At 68.2% G+C, this 24,065-nt stretch carries 26 protein-coding genes; 14 read left to right on the top strand and 12 right to left on the bottom strand.

The genetic code is table 11. From position 1 onward, the window contains the following. Positions 1-54 precede the first annotated feature (54 nt). Both EAF64_RS18990 and EAF64_RS18985 read left to right on the top strand, forming a co-directional pair. A complete protein-coding gene (locus EAF64_RS18990; RefSeq protein ID WP_129070554.1) occupies positions 55-633 on the top strand; it encodes a TATA-box-binding protein in 579 nt (192 codons plus the stop codon). Between the two features lie 73 nt (positions 634-706). Beyond that, positions 707-1,654: a zinc-dependent metalloprotease gene (locus tag EAF64_RS18985; RefSeq protein ID WP_129070553.1), complete on the top strand. Its 948-nt coding sequence runs from the start codon at positions 707-709 to the stop codon at positions 1,652-1,654. Here the strand turns inward: EAF64_RS18985 and EAF64_RS18980 are convergent, their stop codons facing one another. Then, complete coding sequence (locus tag EAF64_RS18980; RefSeq protein WP_129070552.1) at positions 1,655-1,966, bottom strand: hypothetical protein; 312 nt, start codon at positions 1,964-1,966, stop codon at positions 1,655-1,657. After that, positions 1,966-2,367: a nuclear transport factor 2 family protein gene (locus tag EAF64_RS18975; RefSeq protein ID WP_129070551.1), complete on the bottom strand. Its 402-nt coding sequence runs from the start codon at positions 2,365-2,367 to the stop codon at positions 1,966-1,968. Before EAF64_RS18975 ends, EAF64_RS18980 begins: the two co-directional genes overlap by 1 nt. 88 nt (positions 2,368-2,455) lie before the next feature. Between EAF64_RS18975 and EAF64_RS18970 the strand changes: the two genes are divergently transcribed. The 4 genes from EAF64_RS18970 to EAF64_RS18960 all read left to right on the top strand — a co-directional run bounded on the left by EAF64_RS18970 (position 2,456) and on the right by EAF64_RS18960 (position 3,810). Beyond that, on the top strand, positions 2,456-3,064 hold the full coding sequence (locus tag EAF64_RS18970; RefSeq protein ID WP_129070550.1) for a CPBP family glutamic-type intramembrane protease: 609 nt from the start codon (positions 2,456-2,458) through the stop codon (positions 3,062-3,064). Between the two features lie 21 nt (positions 3,065-3,085). Beyond that, positions 3,086-3,241 carry a hypothetical protein gene (locus EAF64_RS21215; protein ID WP_193767766.1) on the top strand — a complete coding sequence of 52 codons (156 nt, stop codon included), beginning with the start codon at positions 3,086-3,088 and terminating at the stop codon, positions 3,239-3,241. Continuing rightward, positions 3,199-3,417, top strand: a complete 219-nt coding sequence (locus tag EAF64_RS18965; protein ID WP_129070549.1) for a hypothetical protein — start codon at positions 3,199-3,201, stop codon at positions 3,415-3,417. Before EAF64_RS21215 ends, EAF64_RS18965 begins: the two co-directional genes overlap by 43 nt. Before the next feature lie 102 nt (positions 3,418-3,519). Further along, positions 3,520-3,810 carry a PadR family transcriptional regulator gene (locus tag EAF64_RS18960; RefSeq protein ID WP_129070548.1) on the top strand — a complete coding sequence of 97 codons (291 nt, stop codon included), beginning with the start codon at positions 3,520-3,522 and terminating at the stop codon, positions 3,808-3,810. Here the strand turns inward: EAF64_RS18960 and EAF64_RS18955 are convergent, their stop codons facing one another. Further along, positions 3,811-4,656: a DUF6920 family protein gene (locus tag EAF64_RS18955; protein WP_227739064.1), complete on the bottom strand. Its 846-nt coding sequence runs from the start codon at positions 4,654-4,656 to the stop codon at positions 3,811-3,813. Positions 4,657-4,808: 152 nt separating this feature from the next. Here EAF64_RS18955 and EAF64_RS18950 point away from each other — a divergent pair, with 152 nt between their 5' ends. Continuing rightward, the gene (locus tag EAF64_RS18950) at positions 4,809-6,467 is read left to right on the top strand and encodes a carboxylesterase/lipase family protein (RefSeq protein WP_129070547.1); all 1,659 of its coding nucleotides are present in this window, start codon (positions 4,809-4,811) and stop codon (positions 6,465-6,467) included. Here the strand turns inward: EAF64_RS18950 and EAF64_RS18945 are convergent, their stop codons facing one another. Together EAF64_RS18945 and EAF64_RS18940 are read right to left on the bottom strand one after the other, a co-directional pair. Beyond that, positions 6,468-7,010 carry a hypothetical protein gene (locus EAF64_RS18945; protein ID WP_129070546.1) on the bottom strand — a complete coding sequence of 181 codons (543 nt, stop codon included), beginning with the start codon at positions 7,008-7,010 and terminating at the stop codon, positions 6,468-6,470. Between the two features lie 67 nt (positions 7,011-7,077). Further along, on the bottom strand, positions 7,078-7,977 hold the full coding sequence (locus EAF64_RS18940; RefSeq protein ID WP_129070545.1) for a hypothetical protein: 900 nt from the start codon (positions 7,975-7,977) through the stop codon (positions 7,078-7,080). 81 nt (positions 7,978-8,058) lie between these two features. Between EAF64_RS18940 and EAF64_RS18935 the strand changes: the two genes are divergently transcribed. Continuing rightward, on the top strand, positions 8,059-8,448 hold the full coding sequence (locus EAF64_RS18935) for a cupin domain-containing protein (protein ID WP_129070544.1): 390 nt from the start codon (positions 8,059-8,061) through the stop codon (positions 8,446-8,448). On the opposite strand, the gene EAF64_RS18930 is transcribed toward EAF64_RS18935, so the two are convergent. The 4 genes from EAF64_RS18930 to EAF64_RS18915 are packed head-to-tail and all read right to left on the bottom strand — an operon-like array spanning position 8,445 to position 11,930. Beyond that, positions 8,445-9,209, bottom strand: coding sequence for a DUF7519 family protein (locus tag EAF64_RS18930; RefSeq protein ID WP_129070543.1), 765 nt, complete (start codon positions 9,207-9,209; stop codon positions 8,445-8,447). The genes EAF64_RS18935 and EAF64_RS18930 overlap by 4 nt on opposite strands. Beyond that, the gene (locus EAF64_RS18925) at positions 9,206-10,438 is read right to left on the bottom strand and encodes a DUF58 domain-containing protein (RefSeq protein WP_227739063.1); all 1,233 of its coding nucleotides are present in this window, start codon (positions 10,436-10,438) and stop codon (positions 9,206-9,208) included. Before EAF64_RS18925 ends, EAF64_RS18930 begins: the two co-directional genes overlap by 4 nt. A gap of 41 nt (positions 10,439-10,479) precedes the next feature. Further along, positions 10,480-11,067, bottom strand: coding sequence for a DUF7269 family protein (locus tag EAF64_RS18920; RefSeq protein WP_129070541.1), 588 nt, complete (start codon positions 11,065-11,067; stop codon positions 10,480-10,482). Continuing rightward, positions 11,064-11,930, bottom strand: a complete 867-nt coding sequence (locus EAF64_RS18915; protein ID WP_129070540.1) for a DUF4129 domain-containing protein — start codon at positions 11,928-11,930, stop codon at positions 11,064-11,066. The genes EAF64_RS18920 and EAF64_RS18915 overlap by 4 nt, the downstream gene beginning before the upstream one ends. 210 nt (positions 11,931-12,140) lie before the next feature. Here EAF64_RS18915 and EAF64_RS18910 point away from each other — a divergent pair, with 210 nt between their 5' ends. From EAF64_RS18910 to EAF64_RS18895, 4 genes are all read left to right on the top strand, one after another. Beyond that, the gene (locus EAF64_RS18910; RefSeq protein WP_129070539.1) at positions 12,141-14,888 is read left to right on the top strand and encodes an AAA domain-containing protein; all 2,748 of its coding nucleotides are present in this window, start codon (positions 12,141-12,143) and stop codon (positions 14,886-14,888) included. Positions 14,889-14,928: 40 nt separating this feature from the next. Continuing rightward, positions 14,929-16,164, top strand: coding sequence for a lactate racemase domain-containing protein (locus EAF64_RS18905; RefSeq protein WP_129070538.1), 1,236 nt, complete (start codon positions 14,929-14,931; stop codon positions 16,162-16,164). 68 nt (positions 16,165-16,232) lie between these two features. After that, the gene (locus EAF64_RS18900) at positions 16,233-16,454 is read left to right on the top strand and encodes a hypothetical protein (protein WP_129070537.1); all 222 of its coding nucleotides are present in this window, start codon (positions 16,233-16,235) and stop codon (positions 16,452-16,454) included. A 126-nt stretch (positions 16,455-16,580) separates the two neighbouring features. Then, the gene (locus EAF64_RS18895) at positions 16,581-16,904 is read left to right on the top strand and encodes a hypothetical protein (RefSeq protein WP_129070536.1); all 324 of its coding nucleotides are present in this window, start codon (positions 16,581-16,583) and stop codon (positions 16,902-16,904) included. An 88-nt stretch (positions 16,905-16,992) separates the two neighbouring features. Here the strand turns inward: EAF64_RS18895 and EAF64_RS21650 are convergent, their stop codons facing one another. Together EAF64_RS21650 and EAF64_RS18890 are read right to left on the bottom strand one after the other, a co-directional pair. Then, positions 16,993-17,127, bottom strand: a complete 135-nt coding sequence (locus EAF64_RS21650; RefSeq protein ID WP_267899445.1) for a DUF7331 family protein — start codon at positions 17,125-17,127, stop codon at positions 16,993-16,995. A 170-nt stretch (positions 17,128-17,297) separates the two neighbouring features. Further along, positions 17,298-20,036: an ATP-dependent helicase gene (locus tag EAF64_RS18890; RefSeq protein WP_129070535.1), complete on the bottom strand. Its 2,739-nt coding sequence runs from the start codon at positions 20,034-20,036 to the stop codon at positions 17,298-17,300. 384 nt (positions 20,037-20,420) lie between these two features. Here EAF64_RS18890 and EAF64_RS18885 point away from each other — a divergent pair, with 384 nt between their 5' ends. After that, positions 20,421-21,197: an MBL fold metallo-hydrolase gene (locus tag EAF64_RS18885; protein ID WP_129070534.1), complete on the top strand. Its 777-nt coding sequence runs from the start codon at positions 20,421-20,423 to the stop codon at positions 21,195-21,197. 131 nt (positions 21,198-21,328) lie between these two features. After that, positions 21,329-22,855 carry a globin-coupled sensor protein gene (locus tag EAF64_RS18880; RefSeq protein ID WP_227739062.1) on the top strand — a complete coding sequence of 509 codons (1,527 nt, stop codon included), beginning with the start codon at positions 21,329-21,331 and terminating at the stop codon, positions 22,853-22,855. Here the strand turns inward: EAF64_RS18880 and EAF64_RS18875 are convergent, their stop codons facing one another. Then, the gene (locus EAF64_RS18875; protein ID WP_129070533.1) at positions 22,856-24,007 is read right to left on the bottom strand and encodes a sensor histidine kinase; all 1,152 of its coding nucleotides are present in this window, start codon (positions 24,005-24,007) and stop codon (positions 22,856-22,858) included. Positions 24,008-24,065 lie beyond the last annotated feature (58 nt).

The raw sequence follows: 24,065 nt of genomic DNA, 5'->3' as shown, positions 1-24,065 counted from the left end.
ATCCCCGACGGCGCGCCCGAGGACGCCATGGACCTCGTCCGGGAGTTCTACTGAATGCCACGAGCTACTCCGACGTCGCTCCGAGAGTCCGTATCGGTCGAAAACGTCGTCGCCTCGACCAGTGTGGGACAGGAACTCGACCTCGATAGCGTCGCGTTCGACTTGGAGGGAGTGGACTACGACCCTGAGGCGTTCCCTGGGATCGTCTACCGGACGGACGAACCCGATGCAGTCGCACTGATCTTCCGGTCGGGGAAGATCGTCTGCACCGGTGCGTCGAGTGTCGACGCGGCCCGTGGTTGCGCAGAGACCGTGTTCACGCGGTTCGAGTCACTCGACATCCGGACGCCGGCGGCCCCGGGCGTCACGATCCAGAATATCGTCTCCTCCGGTGACCTCGGGACGACGCTGAATCTCAATGCTATCGCTATCGGACTGGGGCTCCAGGCAGTCGAGTACGAACCGGAACAGTTCCCGGGTCTGGTCTACCGACTCGACGATCCCGACGTCGCCTTGCTGCTGTTCGGGTCGGGCAAGGTCGTCGTCACCGGCGGCACGGACCCGGCGGACGCGCCTACGGCGCTAGAAACTGTCGGCTCGGACCTCGAGTCGCTCGGGCTGCTCGATCGATAGCCCCATCGTCGCGCACGGTGTCCCCGCCGCCGACGGGAGAAGACCTTTTTACCGGTCCCCTCTTGACAGAAGTATGGGTCTCTTTCGTAGCGTCCAGGCGGTCACGGGAGCCTCGGGGACGGGTCCCGTCGACTGGACCGCGGTCGCCGAGGCGGCAAAAGCGTCGACCGAGCCTGGCTCTATCGCACTCTCGACTGAGGAACAGGAGGGGTACGCAGACGACGTGCGCGAGGCACGCGGCCGCATCCGCGAAGTGGCCGCCATCGACTTCGACGTACCCGAATCCATCGAGATCCAGAACCGCCACCACTGGATCGACGCCAACATCGACACCTTCCAGCGCGTGATGGCGCCGCTGGGTGACCAGGTCGGGCTGATTCCGGGCCTGGCTCGCATGGTCAACACCGGAACCATGTCCATCGCGCTCGCCTTCCTCGGCAACAACGTCCTGGGGCAGTACGACCCGCTCTTGCTCGCCGAGAGCGACGCCCACTCGCTGTACTTCGTCCACCCCAACATCGGCAAAGTGGCGACGATGCTCGACGTGCCCGAGCCACGCTTCCGGCGCTGGATCGCCTTCCACGAGGTCTCCCACGCCGCCGAGTTCGGGGCCGCCCCGTGGCTCGCCGACCAGCTCGAGGCCGACCTCCAGCGCGCGGTCGACGCGCTCGGCGAGGGCAGTCTCGACCGGGAGGCGCTGGGGAGTCTCGATACCACGATGACGGCCGTCGAAGGCTACGCGGAACTCGTGATGGATCGGGCTTTCGACGGGGAGTACGCCGATCTGCGACGGAAACTCGACGAGCGCAGACAGGGCCGGGGTCCCGTCTCGCAACTCGTGCGCCGACTGCTGGGGCTGGGGATGAAGCGTCGACAGTACGAGCGGGGCAAGCAGTTCTTCGAGACCGTCGCGGACGAACGCGGCGTCGAGGGTGCCTCTGCGGTCTGGGAGCGCCCCGAGAATCTGCCGTCCGACGCCGAACTCGACGACCCGCGCGCCTGGCTGGACCGCGTCCGCTAACTACCGGTTGCGCTGTTCTGTCCGCCGCTCGTCGCGGTCTTCGCTCTCGAACCGCCGTTCCAGGTGCCCTTCGGTCTCGGAGAGGCTGTCGGGGACCTCCTGATCGCGAAACCCGTCCGCGCTGGGGATGGCGAACCGCGTGAGGAGCGCGCCCAGCACGAGGCCGCCCACCACCGCGCCGGCCAGGACGACCGGACTCGGGTTACCCTGGAGCGTGATGAGCCCCGACGAAATGCCCACGAGGACGACGAAGCCGATCTTTAGCCGCCGGGTGAACGACGCGCGTTCGTCGTTCGAGACCGGTCCGACCATCAGACCTCACCTGCCGTGCTGACGTGCATCCCGACGAACTGCCACTCGGAGGGTGCTCCCGCCTGGTCGCGTCGTTCGAGCGTCCCGCTCCAGCGCGTATCGAACTCGTACTGAATCCCCCGCTCGGTGTCGGTCCAGTTCATTTCGACTGCGTCGCTGAACCAGGCGTGGCGCTCCCGTTCGGTTGTCCGAAGGGCGTGGCTCTCGACGGCCCAGTCGACCGTCGTTGCGGTCTGTTCGCGCAACCCCTCCCGGATGGCGTCGGTCCCGACCAGCCGTTCGGAGGTGCCGAACTTGACGACCGCGTCGTCGCCCGACTGCGCGCCGGCGAAGAACGGCCCGAGCGGTTCGCCGGTCCGGAGCGCGTCGTAGTACGACCGGATCGTGTCGGCGGCGTCCATGGCAGTGTGGTAGACGTGCGCGGACTTCAGTTGCAGGATTCGACCCGGGCCCCAGTCACAGCGAAAGGTTTATCGGCCAACTGGTCGCATGGGGCCGCATGCAGCGCCGTCGGAACGCGGTAGGGAGGGAACGATCGGGGCCGTCCGGTCGTGGATCGACCGCTATCGGATCGCGAGTTTCCTGCTCGTCACGTACGCGTTCACCTGGTCGATCCAGGCGGCACTGGTCGCGTTCGGGATGACCGCGTCGTGGACGCTCTCGATTCTCGTCGGGCTGGGCGGGTTCGGCCCCCCGGTCGGTGCCGCGGTCGTCGTCTGGGCCAGCGAAGGGAGTCTCCGAGCGTGGCTCTCGCAGTTTTTGGTCTGTCGGATCGGTGTGACGTGGCGGGCGGCCGCCCTGCTGCTCCCGCCTGCCGTCCTGGCCATCGGAAGCGCGCTGTTCGTCGCGACCGGTGGCCCCGTGGAGTTCGGTACGATACCGTTCGTCGGCATCTACCTCTTCGCGCTCGCCTGGGGAACCGTCTGGGGTGGCGGACAGGAAGAACTCGGCTGGCGTGGGTTCGTGGTGTCGCTCCTGCAGGAACGCGACAGCGCGTTCGTAACCAGTCTGCTCGTCGGCGCGGCGTGGGCGCTCTGTCATCTCCCATTGCTGCTCAACGCGAACACGACCCACGGCGGGTGGCCCCTCTCCCAGTAACTCGGCTGGACGAGTACCATCTTGGCAGGGCCGATCCTCTGGACCTGGATGTACAACGACGCCAGCGGGAGCGTGCTGGCCGTCGCGGTGTTTCACGCCGGGATCAACGCGATGGGGTCTACCACCCCGCGGACATGGCTGTACTGGCTCCCGACGGTGTCCCAGACCCGTGGCTGACCTTCCTCGCGGAGGGCACCGGCGCGATTCCGCTGGTCGGACTCGCCGTGCTCGTGGTCCTGCTCTACGGCCGGGACAGACTCGCGAACCGCCGGGTGCCAGGGTCCGAGGTGCTGGGGCTCGACCCGGAAACTGACTCGACTATCCAGTCCTCGAACACGACGACCAGTGAGTGAGTACGCTCGGCGTCCAGTGGAACTGCGACGCCGCGACGCCTGGCACCGTGTACGTTTCCGACGGGCGATAGATTTAATTTAATCAGATAGGTATAACGATCTGTGTACGATCTGACTGGATTCCAGCGCGATCTGCTGTACGTCATCGCCGGGTACGACGAACCGCACGGGCTCGCGATCAAAGACGCCCTCGAAGAGTACTACGAGGGCGAGATTCACCACGGCCGGCTCTACCCCAACCTCGACACCCTCGTCGAGAAGGGCCTCGTCGAGAAGGGGAAGAAAGACCGCCGGACGAACGTGTACAACGTCACCAAACGGGGACGTCGCGAGCTCGAAGCACGCCGTGAGTGGGAGGATCGGTACCTCGAAGAGAGCACGATCCGGGCGTAATCACCGGTACTCGATGTCGGTCACGCGACCCTGCCAGGCCTGGAACGCACCATCCGGGGGGTGCCACGTCACCTCCCCAGCCATCGGGACCGACACGCCCTGGCGTGTCGCGTAATCGTGCCAGTGCCCGGTCCAGGGTGTCGGTTCGTATCGGCCGTCGACACTCCGGTACCGTTCGTCGGCGTGGACGCTGGTCACCTCGTCGTCCTCGAACGTGAACGTGAGCGACGCGGTCACGCCGCCGTGTTCGACGGTCGCCCGCGCCGTCTCGTCGTCGATGCCCTCCCACTCGACACCCTCGTTTGGGAGGAGCGCCGTGGGGTACCAGACCGCTTCGGCGAGGTACCGTATCAGCTCGGCCTCCCGGAGCTCGGGGCTCGACCCGGCCGAGTCGATGGGCACCACGCCGAACAGCGAGACGCTCGCACCACTCTCGGCGTCGGCGAAGCGGTCTCGGACGCCGACCGAGACGAACGGCAGATAGCGGACGGTCGCGTCCCAGTAGAACCCGGGCGGGTCGACCGTGACGTGATGGGTCGCGGTGAACGGCTGCCACGGCGAGTCGGCGTCCCCCGGGCGCAACCGGCCGACCTGTCCGATTCGGGCGCCGTCGACGAACTCCTGGCCGGGTTGGAGGACGTTCGAGAAGTAGCCCCGCACTGGTTCCGGAAGGTCCGCCCAGTCGTCGGCCGAGACCGTCTTCCCGCGGTCGATCTCGGCCCTGTCGTGGAGGCGCTCGACGAAACGTACCAGCTCGCGGTCACGCCACCCCTTCGCAGCCAGGGCGGCTCCTGCCAGTACACCGGTGACGCCGACGGCTCCCCTCAGAACGCGCGCCAGTCGCATGGGGTCACCTCCGCGGCGACTTCCTAAAGGATGTCTCTCGGGCGCTCGCGTGGACCGAGCCCCCACCGCCTCGACCATCGATCTTGTCGCACGTTCCCACAGCTCACCGAAAACTTTTATTCCGTCCGACCTGTCGTGGAATCTGGTCTCCGATGGACAGACGGACCTATCTGGGGGCGCTCGGGGGAGCGTCCGTGTTCGGAGCGGGGAGCGGCATCGGCAGCGCGAACACCACATGGTGGTTCTCGGACCCGGAAGTCGAGACCGAGAGCGGCACCGTCGAGGGCGACGACGAGGGCGACGTGAACGCCTTCCGCGGGATTCCCTACGCCCATCAGCCGGTGGGTGAGCGGCGGTTCAGGCCGCCGGAGACGCCCGCGCCGTCGTGGGACGGCACCCGCGACGCCCACGACTACGGGCCACGGGCACCACAGCCCATCCTGGTTTCGGGTTTCCTGGGACTCGACGTCGGCAAATTCGTCGGTAGCGAGGACGGCTGCCTCAATCTGAACGTCTGGACACCCGAAGACGCCGACCCGGGCGAGAAACCCGTGATGTACTGGATTCACGGCGGCGGGTACAATTTCGGGAGCAACCGGTTCCCCGGCGGGGCGCTCGCCGAGGCCGGGGACGTGGTCGTCGTCGCGGTCAACTACCGCCTCAACGCGCTGGGCTTTTTTGCCCACCCCGAGGTGACGGCGGCGACCCCGTCGGCCCCGACCAACTTCGGCTACCTCGACATCCGCGCGGGGCTGGAGTGGGTCCAGCGCAACGTCGCGGCGTTCGGCGGCGACCCGGACAACGTGACCGTCTTCGGTGAATCCGCCGGCGGACACGCCGTGCTGACCCTGCTGACCGACCCCGAAGCCGAGGGCCTGTTCCACCGGGCGATCAGCGAGAGCGGCCCGATCAACGACCCGCTCTACGGGCTGGCGGAACTGGAGGCCCGCGGGACCGAAGCGGCCCGAGAACTGGACTGTACGGCCGGCAACACGCTCGCCTGTCTCCGGGAGGCAAAGCCCGCGGACCTGGCCGAGGCCTACGGCGTCGCGGGCGCACTCGCCAGCGAGGCCACCGGTGGGCAGACCCCCACAGTGGAACAGCCCGGGCTGATCTTCGGCGTCGACGGCGAGGTCGTCCGGGACCACCCCGCCTCGCTGATCGAGGACGGCGAGTTCCACGACGTACCCGTCCTGCTCGGTGGCAACGCGGAGGAGTACCAGTTCTTCCTCGAGTTCGCCGGCGATAGCGTGCCGGAGTCCGAGGCGGCGTACCGCGACCGCCTCCAGCGAGTCTACGGCGACTTCGGGGACCGGATCGTCGAGGCCTACCCCGTGAGTGACTCCGACTCCATCGAAGCGACCTACATCGACGTGAACACGGACGACTTCTTCCTCTGTTCGGACGTGGCGGTCACCGACGCCATCACCCGACAGGGCGGGACGGCCTACCGCTACCTGTTCGACGATACGCCCACCATCCCGGTGACGCTACTCTCCGAGGACCCCGGTGCGTACCACACCGCCGAACTCTCCTACGTGTTCGGGGAGACGGTCACCCAGCAGGGGCTCCCGACCGGTATCAACGGCCCGAGCGACTGGAAACTCCGCGACCGGATCCAGAGCTACTGGTCGAACTTCGCGGCCAGCGGCGATCCAAACGGAGCGCACCTGCCGGACTGGCCGACGGCGAACGAGACCCAGCGACGGGTCCGCCTCCAGGAGGACTCGATCACCGTCGAGACGGGAACCAGCGACGGCTGTGCGGTGATGCAGGATATCTACGGCTACCTCCGCTCGATCGGTCGTTGACTACTCGAACCCGCGGCTCACGGTGTCCTCGACCAGGTCGTCCAGTTCCGCGTCGAGCAACTCCTCGGCCTCCTCGAAGGTGGCCGAGAGGTCGTCGAGTTCCTCGGGGCGGTCGTCGAACTCGATGTCCGCGGGGCCGAACGCGGGGCTGTCCAGCGTCTCCATCACGTCGTCGAACAGCGCGTCCGGCGTCGTCGGGGCGTCGGCGTGGGCCTTGAGGACCTCCTCCAGTTCGGTCGCCTTGTCCTCGGCTTCGTCCTCCTCGATGGGCCGCTGGACACCGAAGCGGCCCGAATCCTCGCTGGGGAACAGGTCGTCGAGGTCCTCGTCGATGCGCCGGGCGACGCGGGTCCCGACGCCCTGGACCTCGAAGGGGTTCTTGGCGTAGGTCTTGAGCTGGTAGACGGCTGCGTCAGGGTGGCCGACGTACAGGTCCTCGCCGATGCCGCCGGCGCGGTCGCCACCCACGGCCCGCCAGCCGCCGGGGTCCGCGTCGCTCTCCACGACGTCCTCGAGGATGTCCTGCCAGTCTCTGACGCGCATAGCTACTCGATTCGTAGGGCTCGGCCGCCGAAAACGTGTCGATAGCCGGTGGCTCGCCGCCGAGTGATCACCCGAGGAGTCTGCCGCCCTCGGCCAGGTATCGCTGGTCGGCGAGCGCCACGGCGGCCTCGCCGGCCGAGACGTTCGCCGCGAAGTCGGCGTCGGCGCGGTACCAGCCCACGAACGCGCCCTCGCGGTCACGGAGCGAGAGTTCCAGCGCAGCCGTGTCCCAGTCCGCCGTCGCGGAGCCGTACGCAGCGACCACTTCCGAGAGCGCCGACCGCAGGCGCTCGCGGTCGCCGGCCGGCGCACGGACGGTCAGGAAGACGGTCCGGTTGCGTACCGACGCGCCCGCGACGTTCACCGCCGTCCGGTCGGCCGCGGTGTAGAAATCCGTCAACTGCCCGCTCCGGTCCGGATACTGTCCGTTCGGGCCCGTGCGTTCGAGCGTGGCCTGGAGTCGGTCGCCCAGTTCCGCCGCGGAGATGGTACCCTGAAAGTACTGCAGGGGCCAGGATGCAGGCATCCGGAAGCGCGCGAGCGCGCGACCGTCGGTGCCGACGGCCAGCGCGTCCAGTCGCGTGGTCGCCCAGGTCGAGTCGTTCCGCCAGGTCCGGTTGACGGTCCCGCCGTAGGCCAGGCCCAGCACGTACGCGTCCCGGAGCAGACGGCTGTCGTTCGAGACGTAGGTCACCCTGAACGCGCCGTTGGCCGTCGCCACCGATCGGACGGGGAACTGCGAGGTCGACAGTCCGTCGAGGAAGGCCCGGCCGCGCTCCGTGTCGGCGCTCGATGGCGGCGCGGGAGTCACGGCCGGCGGCGTCGGCGTTCCGTCGTCGCCGCCCAGATCCGGCGTCGGGAGCGGCGTCGGATCGCCGCCGAAATCACCGCTGGGGCCGCTACAGCCCGCCAGCACCAGCAAGATTGCCAGCGCACCCGCCGTAACCACGCGCCGAGCCCGTCGCATGATTCGGGGTAGCAGTCGGGTAATAAAAAGCCTGGCCGATCCCCCGTCGGTTTCAAGCCGCCCGGCCTCGCTCGGAGGCGTATGGAGTACGAGGTGGTGGACCTGGATGCGGTCGAGGAGATCGAGATGGCGGGGATCGACCAGTTCCCGGCCGGACACAAACAGCTCACCGCGGCGCTGGGCCTCGATGAGAGCCACGTCAACGTGTGGCGCTACGAACCCGGCGACGAGACGGCCTTTCACGCCCACCGTGAACAGGAGGAGGTGTTCTACGTCCTCGACGGCGAGTTCGAGGTGACGCTCGGCGACCCCGAGGACCCGGAGACCCGGACCATCGGTCCGGGGACGGCGTACGCCGCCGGGCCGGAGGTCGGCCACGGCCACGAGTACGTCGGTGACGACGAGGGACTGGTGCTGGCCATCGGCGCGCCGCCCGTCGACGATACCTTCCGCGACCCCGAGACGCTCTAGTCGTAGAGGGCGAACAGGAGGACGACGGCGGCCCCGAGCAAGGAGACGAGCGCGAGCAGGGGCAGGTCTGTCACCCGGACCCGCCAGACCGCGACGGCGGCGGCGACCGTCACCGCTCCGACGAGGCCCGTCGCGCCGACGTGGACCAGTTCCGTCCGTGCGGTCGTTCCCGTCCGTCCGACCTGCTCGCCGAGCGTGATGGCGTGTCTGGCGGCGTCCCACGCGGCGACGCCGGCGACGGTAGCGCCGAGGATTCCGAACAGGCCGCCGTCGCGGGTGATCCCGCTGAACAGGACGCCGACGAGGACGAGCCCGACGCCCAGCGTCGCGAGTCGCGTCTCCCAGCCACGCCGGACCGGGAGCAGTCCCAGGCCGAGGACGGCGAGACCGTAGAGCCCGGGGAGCAGCTCGGCGTCCCCGATCCGCCCGAGGTCGGCGGCGACGGACAGCTGAATCCCCCCGAGGACGAGCGCGAGGCCAGCCAGGAGCCGGATCACGGGAACCAGCCCCTCACGCCGCCTGAACCCGACGCCGAGGACCAGGAGACCGAGGACCACCAGCAGGATCGACCTGGTCTGTGCCGGCCCGGTCGCGACCAGCGCCACGCTACAGCCAGCCAGCGCGACCGCGAGGACGCTCGCGACGCTGGACGGTCGGTGATCGACCGGTTTTCGGTTCGGACGGTCGGTCCTGTGATCGGTCGCCAGTGACTCCTCGCTCCCGTCGACGGTCCCGCCGTCGGGTCGCAGTCTGCCAGTCATCGTTGCCACCGGTTCCGCGCCGCCGCCACGCTCTTGCGCAGTCGTTGGGCCGGGTCCCAGTCGACCACCCGGACGCCGCCGCGATGGAGCCGGTCGATCCGATTGCGACGCTCGACGGCCGCGAGCCGTTCGCCCGGCGAGTCTCCGCCGGTCACGTCCGGACTGACGACGGTGACCGACTGGCCCCTGGCGGCCTGCTCCATCGCGAAGCCGACGATCTCGTCGTCCGCCAGCGGCGTGAGCAGGAACAGCTGTGCGTTCCCGCCCAGCCGGGCGCTGAGTCTGTCGAACGGGTCCGGCTCGGCATCGTCTTCCGCGCGGGTCCGCTCCCAGTCGGGCGGTCGTGGGGAGAGCGACGGGTGGGTGAGCAGGAGGTGCCGGGCGCGGTCGGCGTGGTCTGAGCCGCGATCTGGGGGGAGCCAGCAGTCCGGGCCGCCGAGCGTCGCCACGCCCGCCCGTTCACCGAGGTCCCAGACCGATTCGAGCAGTTCCCGCGCGGCCGCGACGCTGTGGGAGACTGCGTGTGGCTCGCCGTGCTGGCCGCGGTAGGCGTCCGCTCTCGCGTCGATACAAACGGTCACCGAGACGCTTCGCTCCTGGCGGAACTCCAGGGTAGCCAGCGACCCAGTTTTGGCCAACTGTCGCCAGTCGATCCGGGAGCGGGCGTCGCCGGGATGGTACTCGCGCGTGTGATCGAACTCGACGCCCGCGCCGCTGGCGTCGGTCAGCACGCGCCCCGGATAGGGGTCGGTCGCGCCGTCGACCGGTGGTTCGGAGGGGGCACGGAGACACTCGATCTCGTCGACCGCCTCGACCTCGGTCTCGACCTCGTATTCGCCGCTGAGGTCGCGGGCGATGGCCGTCAGCGGTCGGAACCGGTGTGCGCCGTGTTCCGCCACGACGGCGTACGAGAAGGTTGTGGACTCCCCGGGCCGGAGCGCGGCGGTGTGGCGGGCGGTCCCGTCGACGACGGGCAACATCGCGGGCACGCCGTCGACCAACCGCAGGTCCGAGAGCCAGGAGTCCCCCTCGTTGGTCACGGTGACGGTGACGGTCACGGTCTCGCCGGGGGCCGGGTCGCGCTCGCTCAGGCGGCGGTCGACCGCCAGCGAGACTGCTGGCGGCGTCAGCAGGTGTGGGTAGACCGCGAAGCCGACGCCGACCGACCCGGCCAGCACGATCAGCGGTCGTTTGAAGAGGACGCCCAGCGCGGCTCCGAGCAGTGCCACCGCCACTAAGCCCCGCCAGTGGTGTGTCCGGCGCGTTCGGGTCACGACTCTCCCTCCGCGAGGTCGAGGACGGTGGCCACCGTCCGCTCGGCCCGGCGCTGGAAGCGCGACCCGCCGGGGAGCGCATCGACCAGCCGCGTGCCGAGCGACCCCGGGCCAACCTCGGACAGGAACGACGCGGCGGTGGGCTCGTCGGTCCACTCTCCCCTCGCCACGCGCTCCCGGGCGTCCGGCCTGGAGTGCCCCTCGGCCCGGACGAGTGTCTCGACGGCCGCCGTCCGGAGTCGGTCGCGGACGGCTGCGCGCTTCTCGCCCCGGAGGTGCGCTCTCGGCCCGAGGTCGCCCGCGATCACGCGGTCGATCTCAGCCCCAGGGGGGGTCCCGGCCGGGACCTCCTCGGTCCGGGGCGGCGTCGCGCCGTCGAAGCCCGAGATCGAACGGGCGGCCACGACGCCGAGGCCGGCGAGGACGACCAACGCCCCGACGCCCGCGGCCAGCAGGTAGTCGTGGCCGGGCCGGGCGAGCCAACCCGTCGAGCCGATCTCGGCCAGTCCGTCGAACAGGACCGCAGCGAGCGCCATCGCACCGAGCAAACCGCCGGCAAGGAGTGCGACGCGTCGTCCGGTCACGGTGACTCACCGTTGAGGCCGAGTCGTTTCCGTGCCGACCGGGCGCGACGACGGCGGTCGTCGGTCACCGGCTGGCCGCCGTAGCGGACGGCCTCGAAGTCGAGTCGGAGCCGTTCGATCTCGGTGCGGTCGAACCCGGCCTCGGCGGCCGCGTCGGCACACTCCCGGGTGGTCAGTGTCTCCGGTCGGTCCACGTCCAGGTCCGACAGGAGTTCGTCCCAGCTCTCGAACACGAGGTTGTCGTCGGCGGGTGGTCCGTCCGGGACCGGCCGCGGATCGTCGTCGGTCCCTGACTCGTCGGTCGCGAACAGCCCTCGGAAGCGGTTGCGATAGCGGTAGCAGAGCCACGCGGTCGCCGCGATCAGCGCGGCCAGGACGAGCAGTGTGAGCAGATCCACCAGCGTGAACCGCTCGCCGGGGACGAGGGACGTGCTGTCTCCGTCACCGCTGCCGCCGCTCCCGCGATCGCTGTCGCCGCCGGCGCTCTCGCCGGTCCCACCCTCGTCGCTCTCCGCGTTCCCCGCGCTGTCGTCGGCACCGCCGGAATCGTCGCCGTCGCGCTCGTCGCTCTCCGCTCGGTCGTCGCTCGATCCGTCGTCACCCTGGCTCTCGGCGCCGTCGCCGCCGACGGGCGCGGACGATCCGCCGTCGCCGCCGACGGGTGCGGACGATCGGCCGTCGCCCGCCACGGCGGCTTCGAGCTGAGCGAGGCCCTCCCCGGCGACGGGGATCACCTCGTAGTCCGGGTCGAGGGCGTCCGAGGGGTCGGCCGCCACCGACGAGGACAGCGTCGTGGCCGAGACACCGACCGCACCGAAACACGCGAGCGCCACCACCAGTGTCGTGAGTTGTGTCCGATTCATGTGGGCGGTTGCCCGGGTCGCGTGACCGCGGGCGTGTTCGTCGGTCAGTCCCGTCCAGTGCCCATTGTTATCCACCCTGTACCGTGCGCCAGCCCGTCGCAGCGGGGTGATCCCGCCCCGTAGTAAGCCCAGCGTACCGGGCCCGCGAACCGGTCGGTCGGGAGTCGCGAAGGGGGAGGGCTTTTGTTCGCTCGGCCGGTTCCCCCGCAAGTGCAACTCCGCGGACCAGTCGTCGAGGTCGGGGACTCCCGAACGGTCGAGACCAGTCGGGGTACCAGCGACCTCGCGGAAGTTCGAATGCGGCCCGATGGCGGCGCGAGCGACGCCGTGACGGTCACACTCTGGGGGAAGTGGGCCGAAACCACCGACTACCTCGACCCCGGGATGGACCTGCTGGTGACGAACGCCGAGGAAGACGAGTTCCGGGGCGAGATTCAGTACGCCACCCAGCGGGAGTCGATGGTCGTCGTGGACCCCGGGTTCCTCGTCGACGTGACCGACGTGCGCTCGTGGGTGCAGTGCCCCCGGATGTACTACCTCAACAAACTCTCCGGGCTGGAGCTGGCCTACCCTGTCGTCAAGGGGACCATCGTCCACGAAGTGTTCGGTGACCTCCTCCGAGGCCGGGACCTGGACGACGCTATCGACGAGCACGTCGCCGAGTCGGGCCTCGAACTCGGGCTACTGGACGAGGACCCCGAAGCAGTCGCCGCCGAAGTGCGAGATCACGCCAGCGCCATCGAGGCCTGGCTCCAGCAAGGGACGCTGACAGACACCGATCAGTGGCGCTCCGAGCAGACGCTCGTCAGCGAGACCTACGGCCTGAAGGGCCGGGCCGACGCCGTTCGCCGTGGCGGCCCCGTGGAACTCAAGACCGGGAAGAACACGAAGCGGGAACCCCGTTTCCAGGACAAGATCCAGGCGGCCTGTTACGCCCTCCTGCTCGGTGAGCAGGCCGTCGCGGACGGGGCGGCGACCGCCGCAGACGGCGGTGAGGGAGTCGATCCGACAGCCGGCGACCACGCCGCCGAAGCGCCCGACACCGGGACCCTGCTCTACACCAAGAACGCCGCCGTCGAACGGACCGAGGAGACGGGGGACCTCTCGCCGGCGAAGGAGTTCTCGCTCGGCCCCGGCCTCCTGAAGTTCGTCGTCCGCACCCGCAACGAGATCGCAGCGATGGAACACGATATGAGTGTCCCGACGGGCTTCGAGGCCGACGCCAAGTGTGAGTACTGCTTCGAGCAGGACACCTGCATGGCCGTCTCGGGCCGGCTCGACCAGGAATCGAAGGCCGGCCAGGTCGGCAGTCCCATCCCCGAGGACGAACGGGCGTACTTCGACCGATTCTACCGCGCCATCGAAGCCGAGCGCCGGGCGGTCCACCGCGAGTACACGAAGCTCTGGCGGCAGAGCGGCGAGGAACGGGCCGACGACGACCGTGCGCTGATCGACCTCGAACCCATCGGTCGGACCGAACGCGAGGGCGGCCGCTGGGAACTCCGGGCGAAAGGCACCGGTGCGGTCTCGAAGATCCGCGCGGGCGACGTGGTGCTGGCGAGCGACGGGCACCCGGTTCGCGGCCGGGCGGAGATGGCTCGCGTCGAGCAACTGGGCGAAGAGGTCGTCGTCACGACCGACGAACCCGTCGAGTTGCGGCGGCTGGACGTCTACCCCTCCGAGATCGGTACCGACCGGATGCTCACCGCGCTCCACGACGCCGTCCTCAAGCAGTCCCCCGAGAAGAAGGCGGTTCTATTCGGCCGCCGCGAGCCCGAGTTCGGGGAGGACGACACGGTCTACATCGACAACAACGAGGCCCAGAACGAGGCGGTCTCGCTCGCCGTTCGAGCGGAGGACGTGGCGCTGATCCACGGCCCGCCGGGCACCGGAAAGACCTACACCCTCGCCCGGACCGTGCGTGCGCTCGTCGAGCGGGGCGCGCGCGTCCTGCTCACCGCGTTCACCAACCGCGCCGTCGACAATGCCATCGAAGCCCTGGAGGAGCAGGGATACGAGGACATCGTCCGGGTCGGTACCGAGACCGGTGTCCGGCCGGACATGCAGGAGTACCGGCTCCCGGACAGCGGCGACCCGCAGGAACTGGCCGGCCAGCTCCGTGACGCGTCGGTGGTGGCGGCGACCACCGCGTCCTGTGGCTCGACGGTGATGCGCGAGCAGTCCTTCGACGTGGCGCTGGTCGACGAGGCCGGGCAGTTGACCGAACCGGCGACGCTCGCGGCCGTCTCCCTGGCCGAGAAGTCCGTCCTCGTCGGTGACCACCAACAACTCCCGCCGGTGGTACAGGCCGCCGACGATGACGACGACGGAGCCGCCGCGCCGCTCCAGACCTCCCTGTTCGAGCGGCTGATCGAAGCGTATCCCGACGCGGGGGTCATGCTCGACCGCCAGTATCGGATGTCACAGCGCATCCAGGCCTTCGCGTCCCGCGAGTTCTACGACGGACGGTTGCGCCCCGCGACGGGCGCGGTGGCGGGCCAGCGCATCGACGACCTCGACGGCGTCGAGATGGACGCTCTTCCCCCGACCCTCCGTGACTCGGTGGCGTTCGTCGACCCCGACGGACGGGCGCTGGGTAACACCAACCCAGTCGAGGCGGAATCGGTGGTCGAGACCGTCCAGTTCTACGTCGACGCGGGCGTGCCGCCCGAAGAGATCGGTGTCATCGCACCCTACCGCGCACAGGTCGCCGAGATCAACAAGCGCGCGCCGGCCGGCGTGACCGTCGACACCGTGGACCGATTCCAGGGATCCTCGAAGGAGGTGATCGTCGTCTCGTTCGTCGCCACCGACCGGCTCGACGGCCCCATCTTCGAGGACTACCGCCGGATCAACGTCGCCCTGACTCGGGCGAAGAAGGCGCTCGTCCTCGTGGGCGACGCCGACGCGCTCGGCACCGATCCGGTGTACGGCCGGATGGTCGAGTGGGCGCGCTGACGCCGGTAGGCTCTTTTCGCTCACCGACCCAGACCCGTCCATGTCATTCACGCTCCCGCTGGGCGAGGCCGAAATTTCCGTCTCGCTCCCGGACTGCGACGTGACCGTCGCGGACCCACCGGGTGGCGAGACGGTCGACGTACGAGGGGCGGCCGAGCGCGCCGTGGTCGATCCACACGGCCTGAAACTCGCCCGACTCGCGGACCCCGACGACCTCGTGACCGTCGTCGTGACCGACGTGACGCGCGCTACACCGGACGACGTGCTCGTGGACGTGCTCCTCGGCGAACTCGAACGTGCGGGCGTCCCCCGCGAGCAGGTCACCGTGCTGATCGGGCTCGGTCTCCACCGGCCGATGACCGACGACGAGATCGAGGCAGGGCTGGGCGAGCACGCCGACCTGGCGACGAATCACGACCCCGAGGACACTGTGCAGGTCGGGACCGTCGACGACTGCCCGGTCGAGGTCCACGAGCGCGTGGCCGACGCCGACCTCGTGGTCTCGACAGGGATGGTCGAACCCCACCAGTACGCGGGCTTTTCCGGCGGTGCCAAGACCGTCGCCATCGGTGCCGGGAGCGAGTCGCTGATCCGGTACACCCACGGCCCCGAGATGCTCGCCAACGAGGGCGTCCGCCTCGGCCGGGTCGCGGAAAATTCCTTCCGCGAGGCAGTCGACCGCGCGGGCGACGAAATCGGCCTCGACTTCTGTCTGAACGTGACCCACGGCCCGTCGGGCTTTCTCGGCGCGAGCGCCGGCCAGCCGCGAGAAGTGGTTGGAGACCTGGCCGCCGTCGGCCGAGAGGCCCTCTCGGTGCCGGTAAGCCAGGACTACGACGCCGTGATCGCGGGTGTCGGCGCGCCGAAAGACGCCAACCTCTACCAGACGACGCGGGCGGCGACCTACGTGGTGCTGGGCGATCGCAACCCCCTTCGAGCGGGCGGGCGCGTCGTGATTCCCGCCGTGCTCCCTGAGGGCGCGGGCGAGGGGACCGGCGAACGGCGGTTCTACGACCGGCTCGGCGGAGCAGAGAGCGCCGACGCGCTCTACGAGGAGATGCGGGCGGGCTACGAACCCGGGGCACAGCGGGCGTTCGTCGTCGCGCGGGCGCTCCGGGACCACGACGTGTACGTGACCGACAGCCAGCACCCCGGAATCGTCGAGGACTGTCTGATGCACGCCCGAGAGTCCGTCGCCGAGGCAGTCGACCCCGGGAGTGACGTGCTGGTCGTCCCGGACGCGCTGAACACGTTGCTGGTCGAAAGCGACGATTGAGTCCCCCGTTGCGGATCGAACGAACGCTCGACTGGACACTTATCTGCCACACGGGCGTGGTACCACTCATGATCCGAGATGCCCTCCAGCGACTGGGCGTCCGCCTGGGACTCACCGAAACGGCCGGGAGCGAGGACTCGGACGAGTCCGACGAGTCCAGATTCGTCCCGTCGGTCCTCGACGCGTCAGTGCGGGACGCTCACGCCAGTAGCAACACCGGCCTGGAGTCGGTGATCGCGCAGATGGAGGAGAAAGCACGCCTCCTCGAAGACCAGCGCCGGAACCGCTGACGCTCCCTCCGAATTCTAGAACGAATCCGACACGAGTACGGACCGACTCCGCTCCCATCCGAAAGGGAGTTCGGGCCGACCTCGAAAAATTGAATTTAGTTGAAACGTCCTCGATCGGCCTGCAACATGACGGACGACAGATTCACGCGACGGCGGATGGTGCAGGTGACGGGTGGAATCGCCGCAGTCGGCCTCGCCGGCTGTCTGGACAGCGGTGGCGGAGACGACGGTACGCCCACGGACGGCGGCGGTGGGGGCTCCGACGACGACACGATGGACGAGGAATCCACCGAAGACGACATGTCGGACGGCGGTGAGATGTCCGACGAGGACATGTCGGACGACGGCACGACCGAGGATAGCATGACCGAGAGTGGGATGGACGATGGAACGACCGACGACGACAGCGTGTCCGGTGAGACGACGACCGACGACGGGATGTCCGGCTGACTGGGTTCGTAGCGCCGTCGACGACGATTTCGGCGGAATATCGGGTGGTAACTGTGAGTTATCCGCAGTAGGTCCTGATTTCGACCGGTCAGGTCTGTCGGCCGAGATCGACGGCTGCGTCGGACTGGAGCCACGCGCGGGTGTTCTGGGAGTCGTAGATGACGACGGTACCGTCGGGTGCCTCTTCCTCGACGAACCGGCCCTGGTTTTCTCTTTGCTGCATCACTCGGAGGTAACAGACGGTGCCTATATGAGCTTAATCGAGGATTTCGAGACACGTCGACGGGATGACGTTGCCGGGGGCCCACTGATACCAGCCGGGGTAGCGTCCGCTTTCCTCGCTCTCGGGTAGACGGTGCCCGCCGGTGTCAGCGTACGTGAACGTTACCGCGGTTACCCGCCCGTGGTGACGCTCCGCTCCTCGTCGATCTCGTCGAGGACCCGTTCGTGGAACTCCTGGAGGACCTGGCTCTCGTCTTCCGCGAGGACCACGTCCGAAGCCATCAGCGTCGCCAGCCCGAACGCCCGCGGAGTGGGCGACTCCACCCGTCGGGTGACGATCTCGACGTCGCCCGCCTGCACGTCCCCGAGGACGCTCTCGATGGCTTCCACGTTGAGTTTGTCCGAGAGAATCTCCCGGTAGGTCTCCTCGATCACGGCGAAGTTCGGGAGGTCCTCGGCGAACCCGAGTAGCATGTCACTAGAGACCTGTTGCTGGCTGGCGGATTTCTCGTGGCCCTTGTAGCGCTTGAGGATCATCAGCGCGCGTGTCGCATTGATCCTGAAGTACCGTTTCAGGATATCGGTGCCGGCTAGGCTCGTCCTGAGGTCCGCGCGGACCGCCGTAGGGTCGACGTCTTCGAGCACACCCGCGAGGTCGACCTTCCGGTTGAGCGGCATCGACAGCGTGAACCCGTGATCCGCGACGGCGACCTGGACGTTGGCGTTGGCCGTCTGGGCCACCCGGTAGGCCAGCAGCCGCGAGAGGCCGTCGTTGAACCGCCGGCCGTAGTTCGAGTGAACGTAGTAGTGCCGTTCGTAGGACTCCCGGTCCATCTCGGTCTCGATCACGAGTCGCCCGTCCGTGCTGACGCTCTCGGGACCGGCGTAGGCCAACTGCTCTTCGTACATACGCGTGATGGCACGCACGCTGTCGTCCGACAGCGGGAACTCCCGGAGCCAGCGACGGACGGCCGCGGGTCCGTCGTCGGTCAGTCGGTCCACGAGGTCCCGCTGGAACGAGAGAATCTCTCGGCCCAGGTCGTACGACAGCGGGAGGCGTTCGGAGAACCACGACGGCACGGTCGGGCGGGCGTTCGTCCGATCGACGTAGACCTTCGAGCCGCGACGGTACTCGAACTCGAAGTTGCTTCCCCCGAGGACGAACACGTCGCCGGATTCGAGCGTGTCGAGGTACTCCTCGTCGAGCTGGCCGACCCACTCGTCGCCGTTCCGGGTGATCACGTCACAGGTGAACGAGTCCGGAATCGTCCCGATGTTGGTCATGTAGATGACCCGCGCGAGGCGGCCGCGCTTGCCGATCAGCCGTTCGCCGACCGGGAAGTCGTCGTAGTGGTACTCGCCGTCGGGCGGGTCGTTCTCGTCGCGCCACACCTTCGCGTACACGTTGCGGTCCTCCAACCCGTCGTAATCGGCCGTGAGGTAGCGGAGCAACTGCGCCCACTCCTCGTCGTCGTACTCGCGGTAGGGGTAGGCCCGTCGGAGGATGCCGTCGATCTCGCGCTCGGGCCGTGGCCCGTTGATCGCCATACCGTAGACGTGCTGGGCGGCCACGTCCTGGGCGTCCTCGGGGACGAACACGCGGTCGACGAACCCCTCCTCGGCCTTCTTCAGCATCACCGCGCACTCGACGAGTTCGTCGCGGTCGAGCGCGACGACCCGTCCAGTCACGGTCTCACCCAGCTGGTGCCCGGCCCGGCCGACCCGCTGGAGCAGGGCGGCGACGGACTTCGGAGAACCGACCTGGACCACCAGATCGAGGTCGGGCATGTCGATCCCCAGTTCGAGGCTCGTCGAGGTCGTCACCACGTCCAGCGCCCCGTCTTTGAGCATTTCCTCGACGCGCTGGCGCTCCTCCGTCGAGAGACTGCCGTGGTGACAGCCCGAGTTGTCCTCGTCGTAGTCGTCGTAGCGCTCCCGGAGGTTCTGGAGGACACGCTCGGCCCCCGACCGCGTGTTCGTGAACACGAGCGTCGTCGTGTGGTCCCCGATCAGGTCGTGGAGTTCCCGGTAGAACCGGTCGGTGATCAGGTCCCGCGGGGTGTTGATGAGGTCGTCGGTCGGGCAGGTCAACTCCACGTCGAACTCCCGGACGAACCGCGTGCCGACGATCTCGTAGTCCCGGCTGGCTCCACCAGGTTCGGCGCGACCGACCAGGAACTCCGCCATCGTGTCGAGCGGTTCGACGGTCGCCGAACAGCCGATCCGCGTGGGTGAAGTCTCCGCGAGCGCTTCGAGTCGCTCCAGCGACACCGAGAGGTGGGTGCCACGCTTGTTCTCGGCGAGGCTGTGGATCTCGTCGACGACGACGTGCTCCACCGTCCGGAGTTTCTCGCGGAACTTCGGTGAGTTGAGCAGGATCGCGAGCGTCTCGGGCGTTGTGTTGAGGATGTGGGGCGTCTCCTCCAGCATTTTCTGACGCTCGCTGTCGGGGGTGTCGCCGTGGCGGATCGCGTGGCGTATCTCCACGTCCTCGCCGCGGGCCGCCAGTTTCTCGGTGATCCCCGCCAGCGGCACCTCCAGGTTCCGGTGGATGTCGTTGGCCAGCGACTTCAGCGGGGAGACGTACAGACAGTAGACACTGTTTTCCAGTCCGCCGTCGCGGTCCCGGCGGAACAGTTCGTTGATGATGCTCAGAAACGCCGAGAGCGTCTTCCCGCTGCCCGTTGGCGACGCGACCAGCGCGTTCGTCCCCTCGTGGATCAGCGGGATCGCCTCCTTCTGTGGGGGCGTAAAGTACCCACCGTTCTGCGGGACGAACTCGCCGAACTGCTCTACCCACCACTCGCGGACCGCGGGTTCGAGCAACTCCAGCACGTCACCATCGTCGATCTCGACGGCCGCAGGATCGAAGTCGACGGATTCGGCGGCCAGTCGCTCGCGCTCTCCCATCCTGGCCTCCCTTAGGGCGAGGCTCTCAAGTCGGTTGTGACCGCACGGTGAAAGTGAAACGGCCGTCGCGGGAGACCCGCAGGGGGCACACGCGTGAAAGTATCGAACTACAACGACCGTTCCGGATAGATACACGACCGGTCGTCGAGGTCGACAGTACGTGCATCCACAGACCGGGTTCGGTTTGCCACGACGACGTGGGGCCGGGCGAGACGACGACGTGTGAGAGCTGTGGCGCCGCGATCCACGGACAGTGTGCCAGGTACGAACGGCGGTTCAACTGCCCGACTGTGCCGACGAACTGGACGTCGGTGCCGTCGACTTCTGAGGCCGGATGTGACCGGCGCCCCCGGACCTTTTTGCAGTGCGTGACGACTGGCAGGTATGCGCGTCACCTTTCTCGGGACCGGGAGCGCCATGCCGACCGGCGAGCGCTTCCAGACCGGCATCATGCTCGAAGCGGCGGGGGACCGTCTCCTGGTCGACTGTGGCAGCGGCGTCGTCCACGCGCTCTCGACCACAGACGTAGGCTACGAGGGAATCGACACCGTCCTCCTGACACACCACCACCTCGACCACGTCGCGGACCTCCTCCCCTTGCTGAAGGCTCGCTGGCTGGCCGGTGCGGAGTCACTCGAAATCGTCGGGCCGCCCGGCACGCCGGAACTCGTCGAGGACCTGCTCTCCGTCCACGAGTACATGCAGGACCGCATCGGCCTCACCCTTCGAAGCGTCGACGCCGGCGATGCCTTCGAGATTGCCGGCTTCACTGGCGACGCGATGGAGACTCGCCACTCGATGCCCTGCCTGGCCTATCGTCTCTCTCACACCGGCGACGGTTCGGAGGACACCGAACCGCCGGTGTTCGGCTACAGCGGCGACAGCGAGGCCTTCCCCGAATTGATCGACTTCTTCGACGGCGTGGCCGTCCTCGCACACGACTGCTCGTTCCCCGACGAGGTCGACGTGTCCAACCACCCGACTCCGGCCTCGTTGGGCGACGCGCTCGCGAGCGCGGACGCCGAGATCGGTCGCGTCTACCTCACCCACCTGTACCCACACACAGAGGGGAACCACGAGGCGATGCTGAACTCACTGGCCGACCGCTACGACGGCGACGTGCGCGTCGCCCGTGACGGCCTCTCCTTCGAGATCCGGTGACCGGGGCCCGGAAACCCATACGGAATTCGACATCGCGTGGTGGGTTATCGACACGTCCCCTCTCGATCGATCTATCAGGCGTGATAACTGCGCCGTGTCGTATTTATCCCGGAGAGTGGTCGGGGGCCGTAATGAGTGATAGCCTGCAGCCTGACCACGAAATGTCCGATTCGGATATACTCTCGGAGTCGGATCGCCGCGGCGTCGACGGTGGTAGTCTCGCCGCGGATATCGGGCTCGACGACACGGAGATCGACTGGCGCAAGGAGTTCACGGCTTTCGACGGAGCCACCGCCGCGACGCTGGAGGGGATGAGCGGCCTCTTCGAGGACTGCGCCGACGATCTCGTCGAGGAGTTCTACGACCACCTCACCGACTACGAGCGGACGGTCGAGATATTCGGTCGCTCCAGCAAGACCGTCGAGCAGTTGAAGACTACACAGCGGGAGTACCTCCTCGACCTCGGGCGCGGCGACTACGGGCAGGACTACTTCGAGCGCCGCGCGCGGATCGGCAAGATCCACGACATGCTCGATCTGGGCCCTCGTGTCTATCTCGGTGCGTACTCGATCTACTATCGGTCCCTCCTCTCGGAGATCGGCGAACGGGCCAAGGAAAACGCCACGGCATCGAGCGAGGGCGACGTCGAGGCCGCCGTCGACGACGCCGTCGACGAGGTGGTCGAGCGCACCCTCGCGCTCACGAAGATCGTCAATCTCGACCAGCAGGTCGCGATGGACACCTACATTCAGTCGTACAACCAGCGGGTCGAACGCGAGGCCGAACGCCGACGGGAACAGTCCCGGAAAGTGAGCCAGGACGTGGAGTCGCCGCTGACCGATCTGGAGACGGCCGCCGACGAGGTCTCGGGTAACGCCGACGACATCGACGCGCTCACCAGCGAACAGAGCGAGAACATGGACACGATCGCCGCCGAGGTCTCCGACATGAGCGCGACCATCGAGGAACTGGCGTCGACGGCCGACCAGGTGAAAGCCACGAGCGACGAGGCCGAGCGCCGCGCCGAGACCGGCCAGGAGTCGGCCAGCGACGCCATCGACGTGATGAGAGACGTGAGCGACTCCGCCGACACCGTCGCCGACGATCTCGACGACCTCCGTGACCGGGTCCGGGAGATCGACGAGATCGTCGACGTGATCGACGACATCGCCGACCAGACGAACATCCTCGCCTTGAACGCCTCGATCGAGGCCGCTCGCGCCGGCGAAGCGGGCGAAGGGTTCGCCGTCGTCGCCGACGAGGTGAAGAACCTGGCCGAGGAGTCACAGGCCAACGCCGCAGAGATCGAGACCATGGTCGGCCGGATCCAGGCCGACACCGAGGACACCGTCGAGGGACTGGCCGAGACGAACGAGCGCGTCGAGCGGGGGATCGAAGCCGTCGAGGCCGCGATGGCCGACCTGGAGGAGATCGCCGAGGCGGTCACCGAGGCCTCCCAGGGGATCCGCGAGGTCTCCGCCGCCACCGACGACCAGGCGGCCAGCGCCGAAGAGATCGCCAGTATGGTCGACGAGGCCGTCGAGCGTGCCCGCGACGTGTCGGCCGCCGCCGACGACATCGCGGCCACGACCGGCACCCAGGCCGAACGCGTCGGAGAGATCAGCGACGCGGTCGCGACCCTCACCGACGACCACTGATCAGACCCGATCCAGCGTGATCCAGAAGTCCGCCCCGCCCCGCTCGCTCCCGGTCACGTCGATGTCGCCGCCGTAGGACTCGGTGAGCGCCTTCGCGAACCCGAGGCCGAACCCGGTCCCGTCGCTGTCCTTGCTCTTGACACCCATCTCGAACAGTCGGTCGGCGACGTCGTCGGGCACGCCGCGCCCGTCGTCCGCGATGGAGACCGTAACCCGACCCTCGCGGGCGTCGGCCCGCTGGACGCGGACGTGGACCTCGCCCTCGTTGTGGACGGCGGCGTTGGTGAGGACGTTCGTGAACACCGAATCCAGTAGATCGCCCCCGTACACGCGCACGTCGAACGCCTCGGGGTCGAATTCCACCGTCAGCGTGTCGTACTGATCCCGGGCGTCGGCCACGACCGCCGAGAGGGTCTCCGAGAGCGACCGCGGCGTCGGCTCGTCCTGCCGCTCCAGCGTCGACACGAGGTCGCCGACGCGCCGGATCAGATCCATCGCACCCTCCGCGGTCCGGTGGACGCGCTCGGCGTAGTCTCCCCACTCGTCGTCGACGTTCTGTGCGATCTCGTCGGAGAACGCCGAGATCACCTGCAGGTCGTTGCCCAGGTCGTGGCGCAGGAGTCGGTCGTACATCTCGACCATCTCCTTGCGTTTCTCCAGGTCCCGACGCGCGCGCTCGAGTCGCTCCCGCGAGCGGATGTTCCCGATTGCCGTCGCCGCGTGTGTCGAGAGGATCTCCAGCGGCCGGACGACCTCGTCGCCGAACTCCTGGTTCTCCACGGAACGGGTCACGATGATCGCCACCACGTCGCTGGCGATGGTCGCCGGCACCGCCAGCGTCGCGCCGACGCCGTCTTCGGCCTCGCCGGCAGCCTCGCCGCTCTTGATCGTCGTTTCGCCGCTCTCGAAGGCCTCGTAGGCCACCGCGAGCGGTTCGTCCCCCGCCGAGACCGCGGGGTAGGTGCTGTGGACCACACGCAGGTCACCGTCGCGTACCTCGACGAACGTCGTGTAGGGGAAGCCAAAGAGCAGTGACACGGCCTCCAGGCTCAGCGAGACGACCTCCTCGACGGACTCGCAGTTGTTCAGCGCCTGTCCGTACTTGTTGAGGTCAGCGACCTGTGACGTGAAATCCGCCTCTTGGGAACCCATCTCTCGATCCGTATCGACTCGACCAACGGAATACCCCTTCAAAACGATTGCGACCGTA

The organism is Halorientalis pallida, assembly GCF_004118325.1.
Lineage (GTDB): Archaea > Halobacteriota > Halobacteria > Halobacteriales > Haloarculaceae > Halorientalis > Halorientalis pallida.
This window is presented reverse-complemented; position numbering and strand designations above follow the sequence as displayed.

What these genes read in the sequence shown, in the direction of transcription:
- EAF64_RS18990 (WP_129070554.1), top strand. Translation starts at nt 55, where the DNA reads ATGCCACGAGCTACTCCGACGTCGCTCCGAGAGTCCGTATCGGTCGAA.
- EAF64_RS18985 (WP_129070553.1), top strand. Translation starts at nt 707, where the DNA reads ATGGGTCTCTTTCGTAGCGTCCAGGCGGTCACGGGAGCCTCGGGGACG.
- EAF64_RS18980 (WP_129070552.1), bottom strand. Translation starts at nt 1,966, where the DNA reads ATGGTCGGACCGGTCTCGAACGACGAACGCGCGTCGTTCACCCGGCGG.
- EAF64_RS18975 (WP_129070551.1), bottom strand. Translation starts at nt 2,367, where the DNA reads ATGGACGCCGCCGACACGATCCGGTCGTACTACGACGCGCTCCGGACC.
- EAF64_RS18970 (WP_129070550.1), top strand. Translation starts at nt 2,456, where the DNA reads ATGGGGCCGCATGCAGCGCCGTCGGAACGCGGTAGGGAGGGAACGATC.
- EAF64_RS18965 (WP_129070549.1), top strand. Translation starts at nt 3,199, where the DNA reads ATGGCTGTACTGGCTCCCGACGGTGTCCCAGACCCGTGGCTGACCTTC.
- EAF64_RS18955 (WP_227739064.1), bottom strand. Translation starts at nt 4,656, where the DNA reads ATGCGACTGGCGCGCGTTCTGAGGGGAGCCGTCGGCGTCACCGGTGTA.
- EAF64_RS18950 (WP_129070547.1), top strand. Translation starts at nt 4,809, where the DNA reads ATGGACAGACGGACCTATCTGGGGGCGCTCGGGGGAGCGTCCGTGTTC.
- EAF64_RS18945 (WP_129070546.1), bottom strand. Translation starts at nt 7,010, where the DNA reads ATGCGCGTCAGAGACTGGCAGGACATCCTCGAGGACGTCGTGGAGAGC.
- EAF64_RS18940 (WP_129070545.1), bottom strand. Translation starts at nt 7,977, where the DNA reads ATGCGACGGGCTCGGCGCGTGGTTACGGCGGGTGCGCTGGCAATCTTG.
- EAF64_RS18935 (WP_129070544.1), top strand. Translation starts at nt 8,059, where the DNA reads ATGGAGTACGAGGTGGTGGACCTGGATGCGGTCGAGGAGATCGAGATG.
- EAF64_RS18930 (WP_129070543.1), bottom strand. Translation starts at nt 9,209, where the DNA reads ATGACTGGCAGACTGCGACCCGACGGCGGGACCGTCGACGGGAGCGAG.
- EAF64_RS18915 (WP_129070540.1), bottom strand. Translation starts at nt 11,930, where the DNA reads ATGAATCGGACACAACTCACGACACTGGTGGTGGCGCTCGCGTGTTTC.
- EAF64_RS18905 (WP_129070538.1), top strand. Translation starts at nt 14,929, where the DNA reads ATGTCATTCACGCTCCCGCTGGGCGAGGCCGAAATTTCCGTCTCGCTC.
- EAF64_RS18900 (WP_129070537.1), top strand. Translation starts at nt 16,233, where the DNA reads ATGATCCGAGATGCCCTCCAGCGACTGGGCGTCCGCCTGGGACTCACC.
- EAF64_RS18895 (WP_129070536.1), top strand. Translation starts at nt 16,581, where the DNA reads ATGACGGACGACAGATTCACGCGACGGCGGATGGTGCAGGTGACGGGT.
- EAF64_RS21650 (WP_267899445.1), bottom strand. Translation starts at nt 17,127, where the DNA reads ATGCAGCAAAGAGAAAACCAGGGCCGGTTCGTCGAGGAAGAGGCACCC.
- EAF64_RS18890 (WP_129070535.1), bottom strand. Translation starts at nt 20,036, where the DNA reads ATGGGAGAGCGCGAGCGACTGGCCGCCGAATCCGTCGACTTCGATCCT.
- EAF64_RS18885 (WP_129070534.1), top strand. Translation starts at nt 20,421, where the DNA reads ATGCGCGTCACCTTTCTCGGGACCGGGAGCGCCATGCCGACCGGCGAG.
- EAF64_RS18880 (WP_227739062.1), top strand. Translation starts at nt 21,329, where the DNA reads ATGAGTGATAGCCTGCAGCCTGACCACGAAATGTCCGATTCGGATATA.
- EAF64_RS18875 (WP_129070533.1), bottom strand. Translation starts at nt 24,007, where the DNA reads ATGGGTTCCCAAGAGGCGGATTTCACGTCACAGGTCGCTGACCTCAAC.